Annotated in this window: 14 protein-coding genes; 9 read left to right on the top strand and 5 right to left on the bottom strand. The window is 68.2% G+C overall.

The window, feature by feature from the left end; translation table 11 throughout:
• Nucleotides 1-36 precede the first annotated feature (36 nt).
• The 3 genes from surE to C474_RS20140 are packed head-to-tail and all read right to left on the bottom strand — an operon-like array spanning nucleotide 37 to nucleotide 3133.
• Complete coding sequence (surE, locus tag C474_RS20130) at nucleotides 37-840, bottom strand: 5'/3'-nucleotidase SurE (RefSeq protein WP_008390119.1); 804 nt, start codon at nucleotides 838-840, stop codon at nucleotides 37-39.
• Between the two features lie 59 nt (nucleotides 841-899).
• Nucleotides 900-2339 carry a small ribosomal subunit Rsm22 family protein gene (locus C474_RS20135; protein WP_008390121.1) on the bottom strand — a complete coding sequence of 480 codons (1440 nt, stop codon included), beginning with the start codon at nucleotides 2337-2339 and terminating at the stop codon, nucleotides 900-902.
• Entirely contained in the window at nucleotides 2336-3133 is a 798-nt protein-coding gene (locus tag C474_RS20140) for a prephenate dehydrogenase/arogenate dehydrogenase family protein (protein WP_008390123.1), read from the bottom strand. Before C474_RS20140 ends, C474_RS20135 begins: the two co-directional genes overlap by 4 nt.
• Nucleotides 3134-3323: 190 nt before the next feature.
• Between C474_RS20140 and C474_RS20145 the strand changes: the two genes are divergently transcribed.
• Together C474_RS20145 and C474_RS20150 are read left to right on the top strand one after the other, a co-directional pair.
• Nucleotides 3324-4169, top strand: a complete 846-nt coding sequence (locus C474_RS20145; protein WP_008390124.1) for an SDR family oxidoreductase — start codon at nucleotides 3324-3326, stop codon at nucleotides 4167-4169.
• Nucleotides 4170-4440: 271 nt separating this feature from the next.
• Nucleotides 4441-4953 carry a hypothetical protein gene (locus tag C474_RS20150; protein ID WP_049917248.1) on the top strand — a complete coding sequence of 171 codons (513 nt, stop codon included), beginning with the start codon at nucleotides 4441-4443 and terminating at the stop codon, nucleotides 4951-4953.
• Nucleotides 4954-4989: 36 nt separating this feature from the next.
• Here C474_RS20150 and C474_RS20155 read toward each other — a convergent pair whose 3' ends face one another.
• Entirely contained in the window at nucleotides 4990-6162 is a 1173-nt protein-coding gene (locus C474_RS20155; protein ID WP_008390126.1) for a M24 family metallopeptidase, read from the bottom strand.
• A 142-nt stretch (nucleotides 6163-6304) separates the two neighbouring features.
• On the opposite strand from C474_RS20155, the gene aroA reads away from it, so the two are divergent.
• Entirely contained in the window at nucleotides 6305-7606 is a 1302-nt protein-coding gene (gene aroA / locus C474_RS20160; RefSeq protein ID WP_008390127.1) for a 3-phosphoshikimate 1-carboxyvinyltransferase, read from the top strand.
• A 3-nt stretch (nucleotides 7607-7609) separates the two neighbouring features.
• Here aroA and C474_RS20165 read toward each other — a convergent pair whose 3' ends face one another.
• Nucleotides 7610-8101 carry a DUF6653 family protein gene (locus C474_RS20165; protein ID WP_008390128.1) on the bottom strand — a complete coding sequence of 164 codons (492 nt, stop codon included), beginning with the start codon at nucleotides 8099-8101 and terminating at the stop codon, nucleotides 7610-7612.
• 94 nt (nucleotides 8102-8195) lie between these two features.
• On the opposite strand from C474_RS20165, the gene aroC reads away from it, so the two are divergent.
• From aroC to C474_RS20195, 6 genes are all read left to right on the top strand, one after another.
• Entirely contained in the window at nucleotides 8196-9347 is a 1152-nt protein-coding gene (gene aroC, locus C474_RS20170; protein WP_008390129.1) for a chorismate synthase, read from the top strand.
• A 207-nt stretch (nucleotides 9348-9554) separates the two neighbouring features.
• Nucleotides 9555-11453, top strand: a complete 1899-nt coding sequence (locus C474_RS20175; RefSeq protein WP_008390130.1) for a 2-oxoacid:acceptor oxidoreductase subunit alpha — start codon at nucleotides 9555-9557, stop codon at nucleotides 11451-11453.
• Nucleotides 11454-11456: 3 nt separating this feature from the next.
• Nucleotides 11457-12395 (top strand): thiamine pyrophosphate-dependent enzyme, encoded by a 939-nt coding sequence (locus C474_RS20180; RefSeq protein ID WP_008390131.1) that lies wholly within the window; start codon nucleotides 11457-11459, stop codon nucleotides 12393-12395.
• Nucleotides 12396-12489: 94 nt separating this feature from the next.
• Nucleotides 12490-12918 carry an HTH-type transcriptional regulator LrpA1 gene (gene lrpA1 / locus C474_RS20185; protein ID WP_008390132.1) on the top strand — a complete coding sequence of 143 codons (429 nt, stop codon included), beginning with the start codon at nucleotides 12490-12492 and terminating at the stop codon, nucleotides 12916-12918.
• A gap of 158 nt (nucleotides 12919-13076) precedes the next feature.
• The gene (dinB, locus tag C474_RS20190) at nucleotides 13077-14369 is read left to right on the top strand and encodes a DNA polymerase IV (RefSeq protein WP_008390133.1); all 1293 of its coding nucleotides are present in this window, start codon (nucleotides 13077-13079) and stop codon (nucleotides 14367-14369) included.
• A gap of 90 nt (nucleotides 14370-14459) precedes the next feature.
• Nucleotides 14460-16295, top strand: coding sequence for an ATP-binding protein (locus C474_RS20195; RefSeq protein ID WP_008390135.1), 1836 nt, complete (start codon nucleotides 14460-14462; stop codon nucleotides 16293-16295).
• Nucleotides 16296-16299 lie beyond the last annotated feature (4 nt).

Here is a 16299-nt window from a genome sequence, read left to right on the forward strand (position 1 = left end):
GCCGGTAGTCGGGCGGGGGAGGAATCCTCCCCCGACTCAGGCCTGATACGACTCCGCCAGCGAGTCCAGCGCGTCGTGATGTCTCGTCGTGTGCGGCGCGGTCAGCGGCGATACCGACACCCGCCCCTCGACGACGGCGCGGCGGTCGGTGCCCTCGGGGTCGGGCAGGTCGCCGCCGCGCATCATCTCCCAGACGCCGTCGTGGAGCGTGATACGCTCGTTCTCCTCGTTCCTTTTCGCGGTCATCTCGTACAGCGTCGACGGCGTCGTCACTTCGAGGGACGCGGGTTCGTCCTCGTCGTCGGTCGCCATCGGCGCGTTCACGTTCAGGTACTCCGCCTCCTCGAAGACGCCCGCCTCGGGGGCGCGGTCGACGAGGTACGTCGCCGCCGCCGTCGCGTGCCGGTAATCCGCGGGGTCCTCCGCCGTCTCGTTCCACGGCGTGTCGCCGGAGGGCGGGACGTACATCGAGACGGCGATGGCCGGCACGTCGAAGAACGCCGCCTCGACGGCGGCGCTGACGGTGCCCGAACGGCCGAGGACGTACGCGCCGAGGTTCGCCCCCTTGTTGCACCCGGCGACGACCATGTCCACGTCGGGACAGAGCGCCTCCAACCCGACGACGGTGCAGTCCGCGGGCGTCCCGTGCACGACGTAGCCGAGTTCGTGTTCGGCCACGTCCACGTCCGCCGATAACTGCCGGCCGACGGCGCTCTGGTCGTCCGCGGGCGCGACGGCCGTCACGTCGGCGACGGCGTCCAAGGCGTCGTACAGCGCGCGAAACCCGGTGCTGTCGACGCCGTCGTCGTTCGTCAAGAGGAGAGAGAGCGACTCGCTCATGCGCGTCCGTTCGGCGGACCACGCAAATGTCTACCGCTCGCCGCGGTCCCGAGCGACGTTCAGGCGACCCGGTCGACCACCGTCTCCGCGTCGACGACGAGGTTGTACGCCCCCTCGTCGCCGTTCCAGAGACAGAGGGCGTTCTCGAAGGCGAGCACGTCGCCGTAGCCCGCGCGGGCGACCGCCTCGTTCAGGGCGTCCCGTTTGGTCAGGACGGCGTAGTGCTCGACGGCCTCGCTGCCGTCGCCGACCTTGAACAGCGGATTCGACCCCTCGCCCGCCGAGAGGTCGCCGCTGAGTTTCACCGCGAGGAGGTCGATGCGGTTCGTGACGTGCTGCTCCATCTCGGCCATCTTGGCGTATCGGTCCCCGTCGGCGGTCACGTCGACGCGCCGCCGTCCGTCGCGGCGGAGCACCGTCGAGGAGAACTGCACCGTCTCGTTCGCGAACGTGCCGTCGCCGGGCGTCCGCCCCTCCGTCGCCTCGCCCGCCTCGTCCAGTCGCCGCTGGAACGCCGGCGCGGAGACGTCCGCGCCCACGTCGAAGGACCACCCGCGGTCGGAGGGAACGTGTCCGGGCCACAGGCGGAGCGTCGGCGCGTAGACGGTCGCGCCGCCGTCGGCGGGTGCGAGGGCGCGTTCCACCTCGCGGAGGTGCGTGCTCGTGTTGAGGTCCGCCGGCGCGAGGCCGACGAACGACCCGTCCTCGGCGACGAAATCGAGATAGCGCCCCGCGACGGCGACGGCGTCGTCGAGTTCCGAGAGCACGTTGGCGAACAGCACGAGGTCGAACCCCTCGCCCTCGGGGAGCACCGAAGACGGGTCGAACGCCTCGGCCGTCTCGCGGTGGACCCGGGTTCCGAAGTTCGACCGCGTCCCGTCCAGCAGACGTTCGAGGACGTCGGCCGAGGCGGACGGTTCGACGGCGTGGTACTCGACGAGGGAGTCCTCGGGGAGGTACTCGTGCAGACCGAGTGCGGGGCCGCCGGTGCCCGCGCCCACGTCGAGGACGCGGAGCGTCCGCGGGAGGAGTCCGTTCTCCGCGAGGTCGTCGAGGACGTAGCCGACCGCCGCGTAGTAGTCGGGCAGGTGGTAGATGCCGTAGCCGAGGGCGGCGTCGTCGTCGTACTCGACGTCGTTCTGGTAGTAGTAGTCCTCCTTGAGGCGGCGAATCTCCTCGCGCAGTCGGTCGCCGGACTCGCCGCGGTGCCAGTTCGCCCCGTGGCGTTCCGCGAGGAGGTCCTCGAACCGAAAGGCGTGCGCCTCGGGGAACTCGGTCGGCGCCCAGTCCCGGTAGGGGACCGGGTCGTCGTCGACGGGGACGAACGTCCCGTCGTCGCGTTCGACCAAGCCGAGGTCGAACGCCTCCTTCCGCAACGCCTCGCGGACGACGGCGGGGTGGGGCGTCCCTTCGATGTACTCGCAGATCTCCTCGGGGTCGACGGGCCGGACGTTTCGCAGGTACTTCGCGTTCGACCGTACGGCGTCTCTGTCTATCATGGTGGTTCGTTCTCCTCCGCCCCGTCGCCGCCCGCGTTCGCGTCTGCGTTCGCATCCGCATTCGCGTTCGCCTCCCGGTACAGTCGCTCGAACGTCTCGCCGTCCGCCGCGGCGAGTTCGGCGGCGGCGTCGGCGACGCGGTCCGCGCCGGAGAACGACTCCTGAATCTCGCGGTAGACCCGGGGATTGCCGCCGGTCACCGTCCTCGAGAGGGCCGAGAGGGCCTCCGAGACGGGGGTGGCGAACTCCTCGCGCACGTCCTCGGCCGCCAGCGCGTAGGCGAGGACGGCGGCGTGCGCCCCCGCCTGTACGGTCTCCATCGCCTCGTCGTGTTCAGCGGGCGTCGTCTCGAAGACGCGGTTGCCGGCCGCCGCGAGGGCGTCGCAGACGCGGTCCGTGACGGGGCCGGGGGCGTCGCGGACGGCGGCGACGTTCCCCGGGGCGTTCGCCGCGGCGAACAGGGGGTGGAGACTCAACCGCTCCGCCTCTGCGGCCGCCTCGCGCATCGCCGCGACGGACGGGGCCATCACCCCCGTCACGTCGAACACCGCGCGGTCGGCGCGCGGCGCGTGGTCGGCGACGGCGTCGGCGGCGGCCGAGATAGGAACCGCGAGGCAGACCGCGTCGAACGTCTCCGATGCGTCGAGCGCGACCGCTCGGGCGTCGGCGGTCGTCGCCGCGGCGGCGCGCGCGGCCTCGGGGTCGCGGTCCGCGTACGCCACGTCGAACTCGGAAGCGAGCGTCGCGCCCGCCCACCGACCCATCTCGCCCGCGCCGACGACCAGTACCTCCATCGCCGCCGACTACGCGCCGGGGGCGTCAAAAGGGGTTCGGTGACGGGGCGCGCCCGCCGCGCCGTTCCGCTCTCGCCGCCCCGAGACCGGCCGTCGCCGCGGGCCGACATCGAGTCGGCGCCGCCGAATCACGAACGTCCCGTCCGCGTCCGTGAGGAAACGTGAAGTACTCGGCCGCGGTAGGGGCGCTATGGCCGAGAGTAAACTCGACGGACGTGTAGCGTTTATCACGGGAACGAGTCGCGGCATCGGCAAGGCGTTGGCCCTCGAACTCGCCGACAAGGGGGTAAAAGTCGTCTCGACCGGAAAGACCGTCGAGGCGAGGGACGAACTGCCGGGGACGATAACGCAGACGACCGAGGAGATACGCGAACGCGGCGGCGAGTCCATCTGGAAGCAACTGGACGTGCGCGACGAGGAGTCCGTCGAGGCGGCGATAGCCGACACCGTCGAGGAGTTCGGCGGTATCGACTTCCTCGTCAACAACGCGGGCGCCATCCACATGGCGCCGTTCGAGGAGACGCCGCCGAGGCGGTTCGACCTCCTGACGGGCGTGAACGTGCGCGGGACGTACGTCACGACGCAAACGGCGCTGCCGCACCTGCGGGAGAGCGACCACGCCCACGTTATCGCGTTCTCGCCGCCGGTGACGAACCCCGCGCGGCCGGGGATGGCCGCCTACGCCGTCTCGAAGTACGGGATGACCGTCGTGATGCAGTCGCTCGCGGGGGAACTGTCGGGAGACGGCGTCGGCGTCAACAGTCTGTGGCCCGTCGCCGCCATCGAGTCCGAGGCGACGCGGCACTTCGGCATGGGGTCGCCCGAGGACTGGCGGACGCCGCAGATCGTCTGCGACGCCGTCACCGAGATTCTGCGCCGCGACCCGGCCGACTGCACGGGCAACTCGTTCTACGACGAGGAGATACTCCGGGAGGCGGGCGTGGAGGACTTCGACCGGTACAACGTCGTGGAGGGTTCCTCCCCCGGCCCGATGTCCGCGCACCTGTTCGACCCCGACTACGAACAGCCTAACTGACGCGCGCGGCGTCCTCGAATATCATCTTTGATTCTCGGAGCCGTACCATTATATGGGGCCGTCGATACGTGACTGCCACGGAGCGCCGGGCGCGTCCGTGAGACGCGGCTACGAACAGAATTCTCAGAAACGTTACACGGTTTATTTATCCCCGAGTGTATCGGCTCCCTGGGGATTCTAACGGTTACTCGGCGTCTAACGACCGTCTGACTAGTTCTTTAGTTTTGATAATTGCGTAGGTTTATAGTGGATTAGACAGATGTTCTCACCGATGAAATTCCCCTCGGTTCCCGGGCGGACCAGTGACGGTCGCCGAGTCCACCTCCCCGTCGACTTCGAGGGGGAACAGACGCTCGTCGTTCTCAGTTTCCACACGCGACAGCAGACGCTGGTCGACTCCTGGCGCGGGTTCGCCAACCAACTCCGCGAGGAGTACGACCACTTCGACTACTACGAACTGTTCATCACGGGCGGCCGGAGCGGGATGCTCCCGCCGTCGGTGATGGGCGGTCTCTCGCCGGAGAACGCGCGTCGAAAACTGGCCGACAACACGGTGTTCGTTCCCGTCGACAAACAGGCCTTCCAGCGCCGACTCGGCATCCTCGGCGAACAGACCATCTACGCCTTCCTCGTCGAGGACGGCGAGGTGGTCAGACAGGCGGCGGGCGTCCTCAACTCAACGACGGCCGAAGCCCTCGAATCGCTCCTCTCGGAGTACGAGAGCGCACAGAGTCAGTGGTCGCAGGCGACCGGAGAAGCCGCCGAAGAGTCCTCCGGCGGCTAAGTTCCCTCCCTTTTCTTGCCCGCTGTCCGCCCCCGCTCAGACGGTTAACTCGACCGGATAGGACGTGAGGTTCTCGTACCCGTCTTCTGTCACCACCGCGATGTCCTCGATGCGGACGCCGCCGACCGACGGGTCGTACAGACCGGGTTCGACGGTGATGACGTGACCGGGCTTCAGTTCCCCGCCGGTGGGCGCCAGGCGCGGCAGTTCGTGCACGTCGAGGCCGACGCCGTGGCCCGTCGAGTGGATGAACCCCGTCTCGGCCGTCGGGTTCGCCCGGAGGGTGTCGTGACCGGCCCCCTCGTAGATGTCGCAGACGGCGTCGTGCACTTCCTCGCCGGTGACGCCGGGTTCGACGGCGTCGAGGGCGGCCGCTAACGCCTCGTGGGTCAGGTCGAACCACTCGCGAATCTCCGCGGAGGGTTCACCCTTCAGAAACGTCCGCGTCATGTCGGCGTGGTAGCCGGTCGACTTCGACCGCGGGAAGATGTCGATGATTATCGCCTCGTCGGCGCGGAGCGGTCCGCTGCCCTGGTCGTGCGGGTCGGCGGCGTCGGCGCCGCAGGCGACGATGGTGTCGTCCAGTCCGCACCCGTGTCGGAGCAGCGTCACCTCTATCTCCTCTTTGACGCGTTCGCTCGTCAGCGGTTCGCCGTCGTGGACGAGGATACCGTCCTCGACGTCCGCGGCGGCGATGAGGTCCTCGGCGGCGCGCATCGACGCCTCGTTGGCCTCCTGGGCCGCGCGGACGTGCGCTATCTCCTCGTCGGTCTTCGCGGCGCGAATCTCCGTCACCCGGTCGCTGTGGTCGGGCGTCACGGACACGTCCCGGTCGCGGAGTCCGTCGGCGGGGCCGAGGGGGAACCGCTCGGGGGTCAGCACCGACGAGGTACCGTAGTCGTCGAGGAACGACGCGTGGACGCGCGCCTTCGCCTCGGCGGGGCCGTACTCGGCGGCCAAGTCGCGGTAGTCGTACTCGGCGACGCGGCGCACCTCGTCGGCGCGGCTCTGTTTTTTCGCCCGACCGTACTCCAGCGCGGAGACGAGAAGCACCGTCTCTTCGGGGGTGTACAGCGTCACGAACGGGTCGTGCGCCTCGAACCCCGAGAGGTACTTCTGCGTCGAGTTGTGGCTCGTGTCGTCGACGAGATAGCCGTCGGCGTCCTCCTCGTCGAGGAGGGCGTCGAGCGACGAGAGGTCCGGATCCATGGCCCCGGCTTCGACGTGGCGGCTCATAAGCGCACGCGTCCCGGAACGGCGCGGGAGGGTCGGACCGCCGAGCGCGACCGACCGGAGCGGAATCCTCGCCGCCTCCGGTACCCTCATACGGACCCCCGCGCCATCGGAGAGCATGGACGTCACCATCTCGCCGTCTCGCGTCGAGGGACGCGCGCGCGCCCCACCGTCGAAGAGTTACACCCACCGCGCCATCCTCGCCGCGGGCTACGGCGGGGACGCGACGGTCCGGACCCCCCTCGTCAGCGCCGACACGCGGGCGACGATGCGGTTCGTGGACGCCTCCGGCGGCGAGACGACGCTGGCTGAGGACGAATCGTCGCTGACCGTCTCGGGGTTCGACGGCCGACCCGAGACGCCCGAGGACGTGGTGAACTGCGAGAACTCGGGGACGACGATGCGCCTCGTGACCGCCTGCGCCGCCCTCGGCGACGGTCTGACGGTCCTCACGGGCGACGACTCACTCCGCTCGCGCCCGCAGGGTCCGCTTCTCGACGCCGTCGAGTCGCTCGACGCCCGCGGCGAGTCCACCCGCGGGAACGGGCAGGCGCCCCTCGTCCTCGGCGGCGGAATGACCGGCGGGAGCGTCTCCATCCCCGGCGACGTCTCCTCGCAGTACATCTCCGCGCTCCTGATGGCCGGCGCCGTCACCGAGGAGGGAATCGACGTCGAACTGGAGACGGAGCTCAAATCGGCGCCGTACGTCGACATCACGCTCGAACTGTTGGAGGAGTACGGCGTCGACGCCGAGCAAACCGACGAGGGGTTCTCCGTCGCCGGCGGGCAGTCCTACGACCCCGAAGGCGGGGAGTACGAGGTGCCCGGCGACTTCTCCTCCATCTCCTATCTCCTCGCGGCGGGCGCGACGGCCGGCGCCGAGGGCGAGTCCGTCGTCGTCGAGGGCGCCCGACCCAGCGCGCAGGGCGACGCCGCCATCATCGACATCGTCCGCGAGATGGGTTCGGACGTCGAGTGGGACCGCGATGCGGGCGAACTGACCGTTTCGCGCGCCGACCTCTCGGGGACGACGGTGGACGTGGGCGACACGCCGGACCTCCTGCCGACCATCGCCGTCCTCGGCGCCGTCGCCGACGGCGACACCGTCATCGAGAACTGCGAGCACGTCCGCTACAAGGAGACCGACCGCGTGAGCGCGATGGCCGAGGAGTTGGAGAAGATGGGCGCCTCGGTCACCGAGGAGACCGACCGGCTGACGGTCCACGGCGGCGAGACGGACCTGACGGGCGCGACGGTGGACGGCAGGCACGACCACCGCATCGTGATGTCGCTGGCGCTGGCCGGACTCGTCGCCGACGGCGAGACGACGGTGACCGGCGCCGAACACGTCGACGTGTCGTTCCCGAACTTCTTCGAGACGCTGGAGTCGCTGGGGACGTCGGTCCGGCGCGACGAGTAGGCGCTACTCGGCGCTCGATTCCGCACTCGACGCCGCCGGCCCGGTGGGTCCCTCGCCGGTCACGCCCGTCTCCCGAACGACGGCGTCGACCCACCGGAGCTTGAACTCCATCGCACAGAGCGTTCCGAGGACCGTCCCGAAGCGGTCGCGGCGCACGGCCGAGACGAGGGCGTAGAGCGTCGCGACGGCGTTGCACAGGTTGAGTACGTTCGGGTAGTCCGTCCCCATCGTTCCGTTACCTTCGCTCAGCCACTCGCGTTCGGCGAGGACGATTCGGCTGAGGTACGAGTCCGTCCGCTCCGGCGCCGGGAACACCACCGGGTTGACGAGCGTGAACGCGAGCGTCGCGAGGAGGAGGCGCCGGTCGCGGCGGTAGACGGCGGTCATCAGGGCGGGGAGCGCGAGGAAGCGCGTGCCGGCGCTCCACGGGTTCGCGTGACGCGCCCAGAACGTCTCTTCGAGGCGTTCGCGGAGCGTCGGGTCTGAGTCGGTCATGGGATCGATAAGCGGGGAAACGACGTAGCTCTCCCGTCGCCCCGTTTGCGCCTTTCTGCAACCTCTAAATGCCCGCGTCACAGAGCGACGGGTAATGAACGGCAACCGTTTCGGCCGACTCTTCCAGGTGACGACCTACGGCGAGAGCCACGGTGACGCGATGGGCGTCACCGTCTCGGGGTGCCCGGCCGGCCTCGAACTCGACGAGGACGACGTGCAGGCGGAACTCGACCGACGGAAACCGGGCCAGTCGATGATAACCACCTCCCGGGGCGAACCCGACGCCGTCGCCATCAACTCGGGGACGCAGGACGGCTACACGACGGGCACGCCCATCGGGATGGTCATCGAGAACAAGGACGCCCGTTCGGGCAAGTACGAACCGTACGTGACGGCGCCGCGGCCCTCTCACGGCGACTTCACCTACTCCGCGAAGTTCGGTACGCGCAACTGGGGCGGCGGCGGCCGGTCCTCCGCGCGCGAGACGGTGAACTGGGTGGCCGCCGGCGCGGTGGCCAAGAAGGTTCTCGAAGCGGAGGGCGTCGAGGTCAAAGCCCACGTGAACCAGATCGGCGACGTGGAGGCGCCGCCGGTGACGTTCGAGGACATGGTCGAACACGCCGAGGAGAACGAGGTGCGCTGTGCGCACCCCGAGACGGCCGAGAAGATGCTCGAGAAGATAGAGCGGTACCAGGAGGAGGGCGACTCCATCGGGGGGTCGATCTACTTCGAGACGCGCGGGGTCCCGCGCGGCCTCGGCGCGCCGCGGTTCGACTCGTTCCCGGCGCGACTCGGGCAGGCGATGATGGCAATCCCGGCGACGACGGGGTTCGAGTTCGGCCTCGGCCGCGAGGCGCGCGAGTGGACCGGCAAGGACCGAAACGAGGACTGGGAGTTCGACGAGGAGGGCGACCCGACGCCGGTCGGCAACAAACACGGCGGCATCCAGGGCGGCATCACCACCGGTCAGCCGATATTCGGCGAGGTGACGTGGCACGCGCCCACCTCGATTCCGAAAGCGCAGACGACGGTCGACTGGGAGACGGGCGAGGAGAAGGACATTCAGGTCGTCGGCCGACACGACCCGGTGCTCCCGCCGCGGGCCGTCCCCGTCGTCGAGGCGATGCTGTATCTCACCATCGTCGACTTCATGCTCCTCGGCGGACGCGTCAACCCCGACCGGATGGACGGGAAGGCGGGCGAGTACGACACCGATTACCACCCCCGTAGTCCGGGGAACGAGTAACGCCGTTCCGGGGAACCGACGGGGAGGCGATTCTTGCCTCGCCCCGACGGGAAAACTGGTCGTGTGTCCACAAATGGACGACTTCCGCGGAGTGTACTATGAATATTAGGTCTATCATCATCTTTCCTTGTTAACTCATAGCAAAGGCTTTAATCTCCTCCTCACGAAAATATGTATTAATGGCCCTCGCGGGCCTGAGTGGAAGATATGACTGACGATGAACTTATCTGGCGAATCGCAGGCGGTTCTGGGGACGGTATCGCCTCGACGAGCCAAAACTTCGCGAAGGCCCTGATGCGTTCGGGGCTTCACGTATTCACACACCGTCACTACCCGTCGCGGATTCGCGGCGGCCACACGTACACGGAGATTCGCGCCTCCGCCGACCCCGTCAAGTCCCGCGGGGACGGCTACAACTTCCTGCTCGCGCTGGGCGACTCGTTCGCCCGGAACCCGCAGGAGAACGCGTACTACGGTAACGAGGAGGTCAAGCCGCTGTCGGAGAACCTCGACGAACTTCGCGAAGGCGGGGTCATCGTCTACGACTCCGGGCTGCTCGACACCAGCGAGATAGAGGACTTCGACGAACGCGTCGAGGAGAACAACTGGCACGTCTACGACATCGACCTGCGCACGATGGCTCGCGAGCACGGGCGCGAGGTCATGCGCAACACGGCCGGCGTCGGCGTCACGTGCGCCATCGCCGGCATCGACACCGAGTGGATCGAGGACCTCATGCGCGATGCGATGCCCGAGAAGATCCTCGACCCCAACCTCGAAATCCTCGAAGCGGCCCACGAGATGGTCCGAGAGGAGTACGACGTCGACGCCCCCGACATCTCGGTGCCCGAGGGCGAACACGACGAGGAGCAGGTGCTCCTGTCGGGGTCCGACGCCATCGCCTACGGCGCCCTCGACGAGGGCTGCCGGTTCATCGCGGGCTATCCGATGACCCCGTGGACCGAGGTGTTCACCATCATGTCCCAGAACCTGCCCGAGGTCGGCGGTATCTCCGAGCAGGTCGAGGACGAAATCGCGGCGGCGGCGCTGGCCATCGGCGCCTCCCACGCCGGCACGAAGGCGATGTCCGGATCCTCCGGCGGCGGCTTCGCGCTGATGTCCGAACCGCTCGGCCTCGCCGAGATGACCGAGACGCCGGTCGTCCTCGTCGAAGCCATGCGCGCCGGTCCCTCGACGGGTATGCCGACCAAGCCCGAACAGGGCGACCTCGAACACGTCCTGTACACCTCGCAGGGCGACTCTCACCGCGTCGTCTTCGCGCCCTCGGACGCCGCCGAGGCGTACCGCCAGACGCGCAAGGCGTTCCAGATCGCCTACGAGTACCAGATCCCGTCCATCGTCCTCTACGACCAGAAGAACGGCGGGGAACTCCGGAACGTCCCGGCCAGCGTCTTCGACGAGGAACCGAACGGCGACATCGGCTCGGTCATCTCCGAGGAGGACCTCGCGGACGCGCCGCACGACCCCTCCGGGAAGTACAACCGCTTCCAGTACGAGGGCGAGAACGGCGTCAGTCAGCGGTCCATCCCCGGTCAGAAGGGCGGTCGCTACCTCGCGACCGGCAACGAGCACATGCCCGCCGGTCACATCGCCGAGGACCCGGACAACCGCGTCTACCAGGTGAACCGTCGCATGGAGAAACTCGAGGCCATCCGCGCGGAACTCGACGAGGGCGACGTGCCGAACAACACGCACTACGGCCCCGACGAGGCCGAGTACGGCATCATGACGTTCGGCTCCCAGCAGGGGACCGTCGAGGAGGCCGTCGACCGACTCAACGACGACGGCCACTCCGTGAAGGCCTTCGGCGTCTCCGAGATGGCGCCGTACCCGGTCGAGCAGGTGTCGGAGTTCCTCGAGAGCGTCGACGAGTGTCTCGTCGTCGAGATGAACGCCTCGGCGCAGTTCCGCGGCCTCACGCAGAAGGAAATCGGCAAGTACGGCGAGAAGCTCTCGAGTCTCCTCAAGTACAACGGTAACCCGTTCGAACCCGACGAGATCACCGAGGGCTTCGTCAAGAGCATCGTCGAAGGTGAGGAACTGCCCACCCACGAGACCAAATTCGTCCCCGCAGCGAGTGATTAACTAATGAGCGCATTCAACGCAATCGGCGAGAACGTCGAACGAGACCGCAACGAGTACACGCCCGGACTCGAACCCCAGCCCACGTGGTGTCCCGGCTGTGGCGACTTCGGGGTCCTCAAGGCCCTGAAGGGCGCCGCGGCGGAACTCGGGCTGTCGCCCGAGGAGATGCTCGTCGTCACGGGCATCGGCTGCTCGGGTAAGCTGAACAGCTACTTCGATTCCTACGGCTTCCACACCATCCACGGTCGCTCGCTCCCCATCGCGCGCGCCGCGAAACTCGCGAACCCCGGCCTGACGGTCGTCGCCGCCGGCGGCGACGGCGACGGCTACGGTATCGGCGGAAACCACTTCATGCACTCCGCCCGCGAGAACCACGACATGACCTACATCGTGTTCAACAACGAGATCTTCGGCCTGACGAAGGGCCAGACCTCGCCCACGTCGCCGATGGGTCACAAATCGAAGACCCAGCCTCACGGCTCGGCCAAACAGCCGCTTCGGCCGCTGTCGATGTCCCTCAACGCGGGCGCGTCGTACGTCGCCCGCACCGCCGCCGTCAACCCGAACCAGGCGAAGGACATCATCGTCGAGGCCATCGAGCACGACGGGTTCAGCCACATCGACTTCCTGACCCAGTGTCCGACCTGGAACAAGGACGCAAAGCAGTACGTTCCCTACATCGACATCAACGACTCGGAGGACTACGACATCGACGTCTCCGACCGCAAGTCCGCCTCCGACCTGATGTACGAGACTGAGAACGCCCTCAACGAGGGTACCGTCCTCACCGGTCGGTACTACCACGACGAGGACCGCCCGTCCTACCAGCAGGAGAAGCAGAACATCGGCGAGATGCCCGAGGAACCCCTCGCGGAGCGCTACTTCGACGAGGACTACGAGTGGGAGCGCTCGTACGACATGTTCCTCGACAAGCACAAGTAACGCCCACGAGGCGCCGTTTTCGGCGTCCGAATCCGCCGCCGATTCTGTTTTCCGATTCGGAAGATATTTTTTCAGCGAAGCAAAACAGTTAGCTATGGAAGCAACCTCCACGGAGGGACGCATCCTCGCCGTCCTCGAACAGGACGCGCAGGCGTCCTACGCGGAAATCGCCGAACGAGCGGACGTCTCGAAACCGACGGTCCGCAAGTACATCCAGAAACTGGAGTCCGACGGCGTCATCGTCGGCTACTCCGCCGACGTGGACCCGAAGAAACTCTCCGGGCAGTCCATCGCGTTCGTCGGCATCGACATCGCCTCCGAGCGGTACGTCGAGGCGACGCGCGCCCTGAAGGAGTTAGAGGACGTGGAGTCGCTGTACTCCTCCTCGGGCGACCACATGCTGATGGCCGAGGTTCGCGCCGCCGACGGCGACGCCCTCGGGGACGTCATCGCCGAACAGATACTCTCCATCGACGGCGTCACCGCCGCGCACCCGTCGTTCCTCCAAGAACGGCTGAAGTGAGATAGTCGCGTCCCGCGGAACCGACCGTCCTCACCGTCCCTCCGTTTCCTCCCGCGCCGACGAACGTCGGCGTCCCTCTCGCTCTCGCCGTCGACGCTCCGGGTTCACTTTCGCTCCGCTTTGCGAACACTAACGAGTCCGGAGGACCGAACGCCGGTATGGCGGGCGAGACGCTACCCGGCGTGACGCGCGAGGAACGCACCGACGCGCGCGTCGTCCTCCACGTCGACATGGACTGCTTTTACGCCTCCTGCGAACGCCTGCGCGAACCCGCCCTCCGCGGGGAACCCCTCGTCGTCGGCATGGGCTACGAGGACGGCGAGTCGTTCGGCGCCGTCGCCACCGCGAGTTACGAGGCGCGCGAGTTCGGCATCGAGAGCGCCCAACCCATCTCGCAGGCTCTCGAACGCCTCCCGCCGATTACGGAGTCGGACGAGGAACCCGGCGGGCACTACCGCCCCGTCGACATCGAGTTCTACGAGTCCGTCGCCGAGGAGGTGCGCGAGATTCTGCACGAGTGCGCCGACGTGGTGCGCGAGGTGAGCATCGACGAGGCGTATCTCGACGTGACCGACAGCACCGCGTGGCGGACCGTCGGCGGCGACGGGGAACGGGAGCGAACGCTCGCGGAGGGCGTCGGCCGCCACCTCAAACAGCGCATCGCCCGCGAGGTGGGCGTCCCGGCCAGCGTCGGCGTCGCGCCCAACATGTCGGCCGCGAAGGTCGCCTCCGATCACGACAAACCCGACGGACTGGTCGTCGTCCCGCCCGGGTCGGTCCGCGACTTTCTCGCACCTCTCTCCGTCACGGAGGTTCACGGCGTCGGTCCCGTGACGGCGCGGAAGATGGGCGAGATGGAGATTCGGACGGCGGGCGACCTCGCGGCCGCGGACCCCGACCGATTGGAGGAGCGGTTCGGGTCGCGCGGGCGCGAACTCCACGACCGGGCGCGCGGCGTCGACGACCGGGAGGTGACGCCGACGGGGCGACCCAAGAGCCTCTCGCGGGAGTCGGCGTTCGCCGAGGCGACGGCCGACTCGGCGGAGAAGGCCGACGTCGTCACCGGCCTCGCGGCCGACGTGGCCGACCGCGCGCGGAGTCGCGGCGCGATGTACCGCACCATCGGCATCAAGGTGGTCCGCCCGCCGTACGACGTGAACACGCGCGCGCGGTCGCTCTCCGGCCCCGTCGACGACCCCGAACTCGTGCGAGAGGTCGCGCTCGACCTCCTGACGGAGTTCGACGGCGACGCCGCACGAAAGGTGGGCGTCCGCGTCTCCAACCTCTCGTTCGCCGACGCCGACCAGTCCCGACTCGACGGCTGGGAGGGGTCGGCCGCGGCGGTGTCGACCGACGGGGCCGGCGAGGGGTCGGCGGGCGCGGAGGGCGACGGCGGGCGGGAGGTCGGCGACGCGACGGACGGGCAGGTCTCTCTCGGCGAGTTCGACTGAGCCTCTCTTCCGGCCGTTCACCGCGTCGCGTCCGACGCGCGACGGACGCGAGGGGAGGAACTATGAGGACGCGCGCGGACGAACCGGTAGATGAGCGAGGAAACCGAGACTATCACCGTCGCGGACGTGCGCGACGGCGTGGGGGGAGACGCGAGCGCGGACCCGGGGTCGCCGGTGGAACTGCCGGTGGTCGACATCCTGACCGGCCGGGGGTTCATCACCGGCAAGTCGGGGTCCGGAAAGTCCAACACCGCGTCGGTGGTCATCGAGAAACTGCTGTCGAACAACTTCCCGGTGCTCATCGTCGACACCGACGGGGAGTACTACGGATTAAAAGAGCAGTTCGAACTCCTGCACGCGGGCGCCGACGACGAGTGCGACATCCAGGTCAGCCCCGAACACGCGGAGAAACTCGCGCACCTCGCCTTAGAGCAGAACGTTCCCATCATCCTCGACGTCTCCGGCTACCTCGACGACGGAGACGCGCAGAAACTGCTCACCGAAGTGGCGAAGAACCTCTTCGCCAAGGAGAAGAAGCTGAAAAAGCCGTTCTTGATGCTCGTCGAGGAGTGTCACGAGTACATCCCCGAGGGGGGCGGGATGGACGAGGCGGGCAAGATGCTCATCAAAATCGGCAAGCGGGGCCGGAAACACGGCCTCGGCATTGTGGGCATCTCCCAGCGACCCGCCGACGTGAAGAAGGACTTCATCACCCAGTGCGACTGGCTCTGCTGGCACCGCCTGACGTGGAACAACGACACGAAGGTCGTCGGCAGGATTCTGGGATCGGAATACGCCGACGCCATCGAAGACATGGCCAACGGGGAGGCGTTCCTCGCCACCGACTGGTCCGAGTCGATTCGGAGGGTGCAGTTCAGAAAAAAGAACACGTTCGACGCCGGCGCGACGCCCGGCCTCGACGACTTCGAGCGCCCCGACCTGAAGTCCGTCGACGGCACCCTCGTCTCGGAGTTGGAGGACATCTCCGACGAGAAGGCGCGCCGCGAGTCCGAGATAGCCGACCTGCGACAGCAGTTAGAGCGCAAGGAGGCGCGGATACGCGACTTAGAGCGCGAACTGGAGGAGGCCCGTGACCTCTCGCGCATGGCCGACCAGTTCGCGCAGGCGATGTTCCGGAAGTCGGAGTCGCCGTACCGCGGCGGACAGGGGCGGAACCTCGGGCGACCCGAGGAGGAGCAGTCGGCCCTGGCCGAGTACGACGCCGCGGAGGCGGCGACGCCGGACGGCGCGGCGGCGAACGGCGAAGCGGCGGACGCGCCGAGGGCGGACACGTCGGGAGCGGTCAAGGAGACGGAGAGAGAAAAGACGGACGAGACGGACGCCGACGGACGGGACGACGCCTCCGAGGAAGAAGAGGCGGTCGCGTCGGCCGCCGGAGACGCCTACCCCGGCCTTGACGCGGACGCGTTCGCCGATGTCGGCGTCGACAACGTCGATATCGGCGCCGACACGGGAACCGAGGAGTCCTCGGTCGCCCCCGAACGCGCCCACAGCGACGTCGGCGGCCTCACCGGCCGCGAGGACGTGGTCGAACGACTGACGGACGTCGTCGCCGGTCTGCCCGAGGCGTCCCGTCGCATGCTCGCCTTCTACCGCGGGACGGACGCCTGCGACCCGGTGGACGCGCACGTCGGGGCCGGCGAAGTCGGCGACAAGCAACTCGCCTACAGCCGTAACGGTCCGCTCCGGCGCGCCGGGTTCATCGAGCACGTCGGTCGCGGGCGCTACGCCTACGTCATCCCCGAACTCGTCCGCGAGACGTTCGCGGACAGACTCGACGAAGCAGAGCTCTCGGCGGTCGTCTCGGCCGTCGAGTCGGCGTTCGTGCCGACGACGGACGCGGATGCCGAAGGAGACAGAAAGGGCGGGCGGGTCGACGGGGACGAGGCGGAAGCCGACGACTGAGCGC

Origin of the sequence: Halogeometricum pallidum JCM 14848, assembly GCF_000337095.1 — an archaeon.
In the GTDB taxonomy this organism is placed as follows: Archaea; Halobacteriota; Halobacteria; order Halobacteriales; family Haloferacaceae; genus Halogeometricum; species Halogeometricum pallidum.

Bases quoted from the DNA above. Each gene is read 5' to 3' on its own strand.
- surE (WP_008390119.1), bottom strand. From the start codon at position 840: ATGAGCGAGTCGCTCTCTCTCCTCTTGACGAACGACGACGGCGTCGAC.
- C474_RS20135 (WP_008390121.1), bottom strand. From the start codon at position 2,339: ATGATAGACAGAGACGCCGTACGGTCGAACGCGAAGTACCTGCGAAAC.
- C474_RS20140 (WP_008390123.1), bottom strand. From the start codon at position 3,133: ATGGAGGTACTGGTCGTCGGCGCGGGCGAGATGGGTCGGTGGGCGGGC.
- C474_RS20145 (WP_008390124.1), top strand. From the start codon at position 3,324: ATGGCCGAGAGTAAACTCGACGGACGTGTAGCGTTTATCACGGGAACG.
- C474_RS20150 (WP_049917248.1), top strand. From the start codon at position 4,441: ATGAAATTCCCCTCGGTTCCCGGGCGGACCAGTGACGGTCGCCGAGTC.
- C474_RS20155 (WP_008390126.1), bottom strand. From the start codon at position 6,162: ATGGATCCGGACCTCTCGTCGCTCGACGCCCTCCTCGACGAGGAGGAC.
- aroA (WP_008390127.1), top strand. From the start codon at position 6,305: ATGGACGTCACCATCTCGCCGTCTCGCGTCGAGGGACGCGCGCGCGCC.
- C474_RS20165 (WP_008390128.1), bottom strand. From the start codon at position 8,101: ATGACCGACTCAGACCCGACGCTCCGCGAACGCCTCGAAGAGACGTTC.
- aroC (WP_008390129.1), top strand. From the start codon at position 8,196: ATGAACGGCAACCGTTTCGGCCGACTCTTCCAGGTGACGACCTACGGC.
- C474_RS20175 (WP_008390130.1), top strand. From the start codon at position 9,555: ATGACTGACGATGAACTTATCTGGCGAATCGCAGGCGGTTCTGGGGAC.
- C474_RS20180 (WP_008390131.1), top strand. From the start codon at position 11,457: ATGAGCGCATTCAACGCAATCGGCGAGAACGTCGAACGAGACCGCAAC.
- lrpA1 (WP_008390132.1), top strand. From the start codon at position 12,490: ATGGAAGCAACCTCCACGGAGGGACGCATCCTCGCCGTCCTCGAACAG.
- dinB (WP_008390133.1), top strand. From the start codon at position 13,077: ATGGCGGGCGAGACGCTACCCGGCGTGACGCGCGAGGAACGCACCGAC.
- C474_RS20195 (WP_008390135.1), top strand. From the start codon at position 14,460: ATGAGCGAGGAAACCGAGACTATCACCGTCGCGGACGTGCGCGACGGC.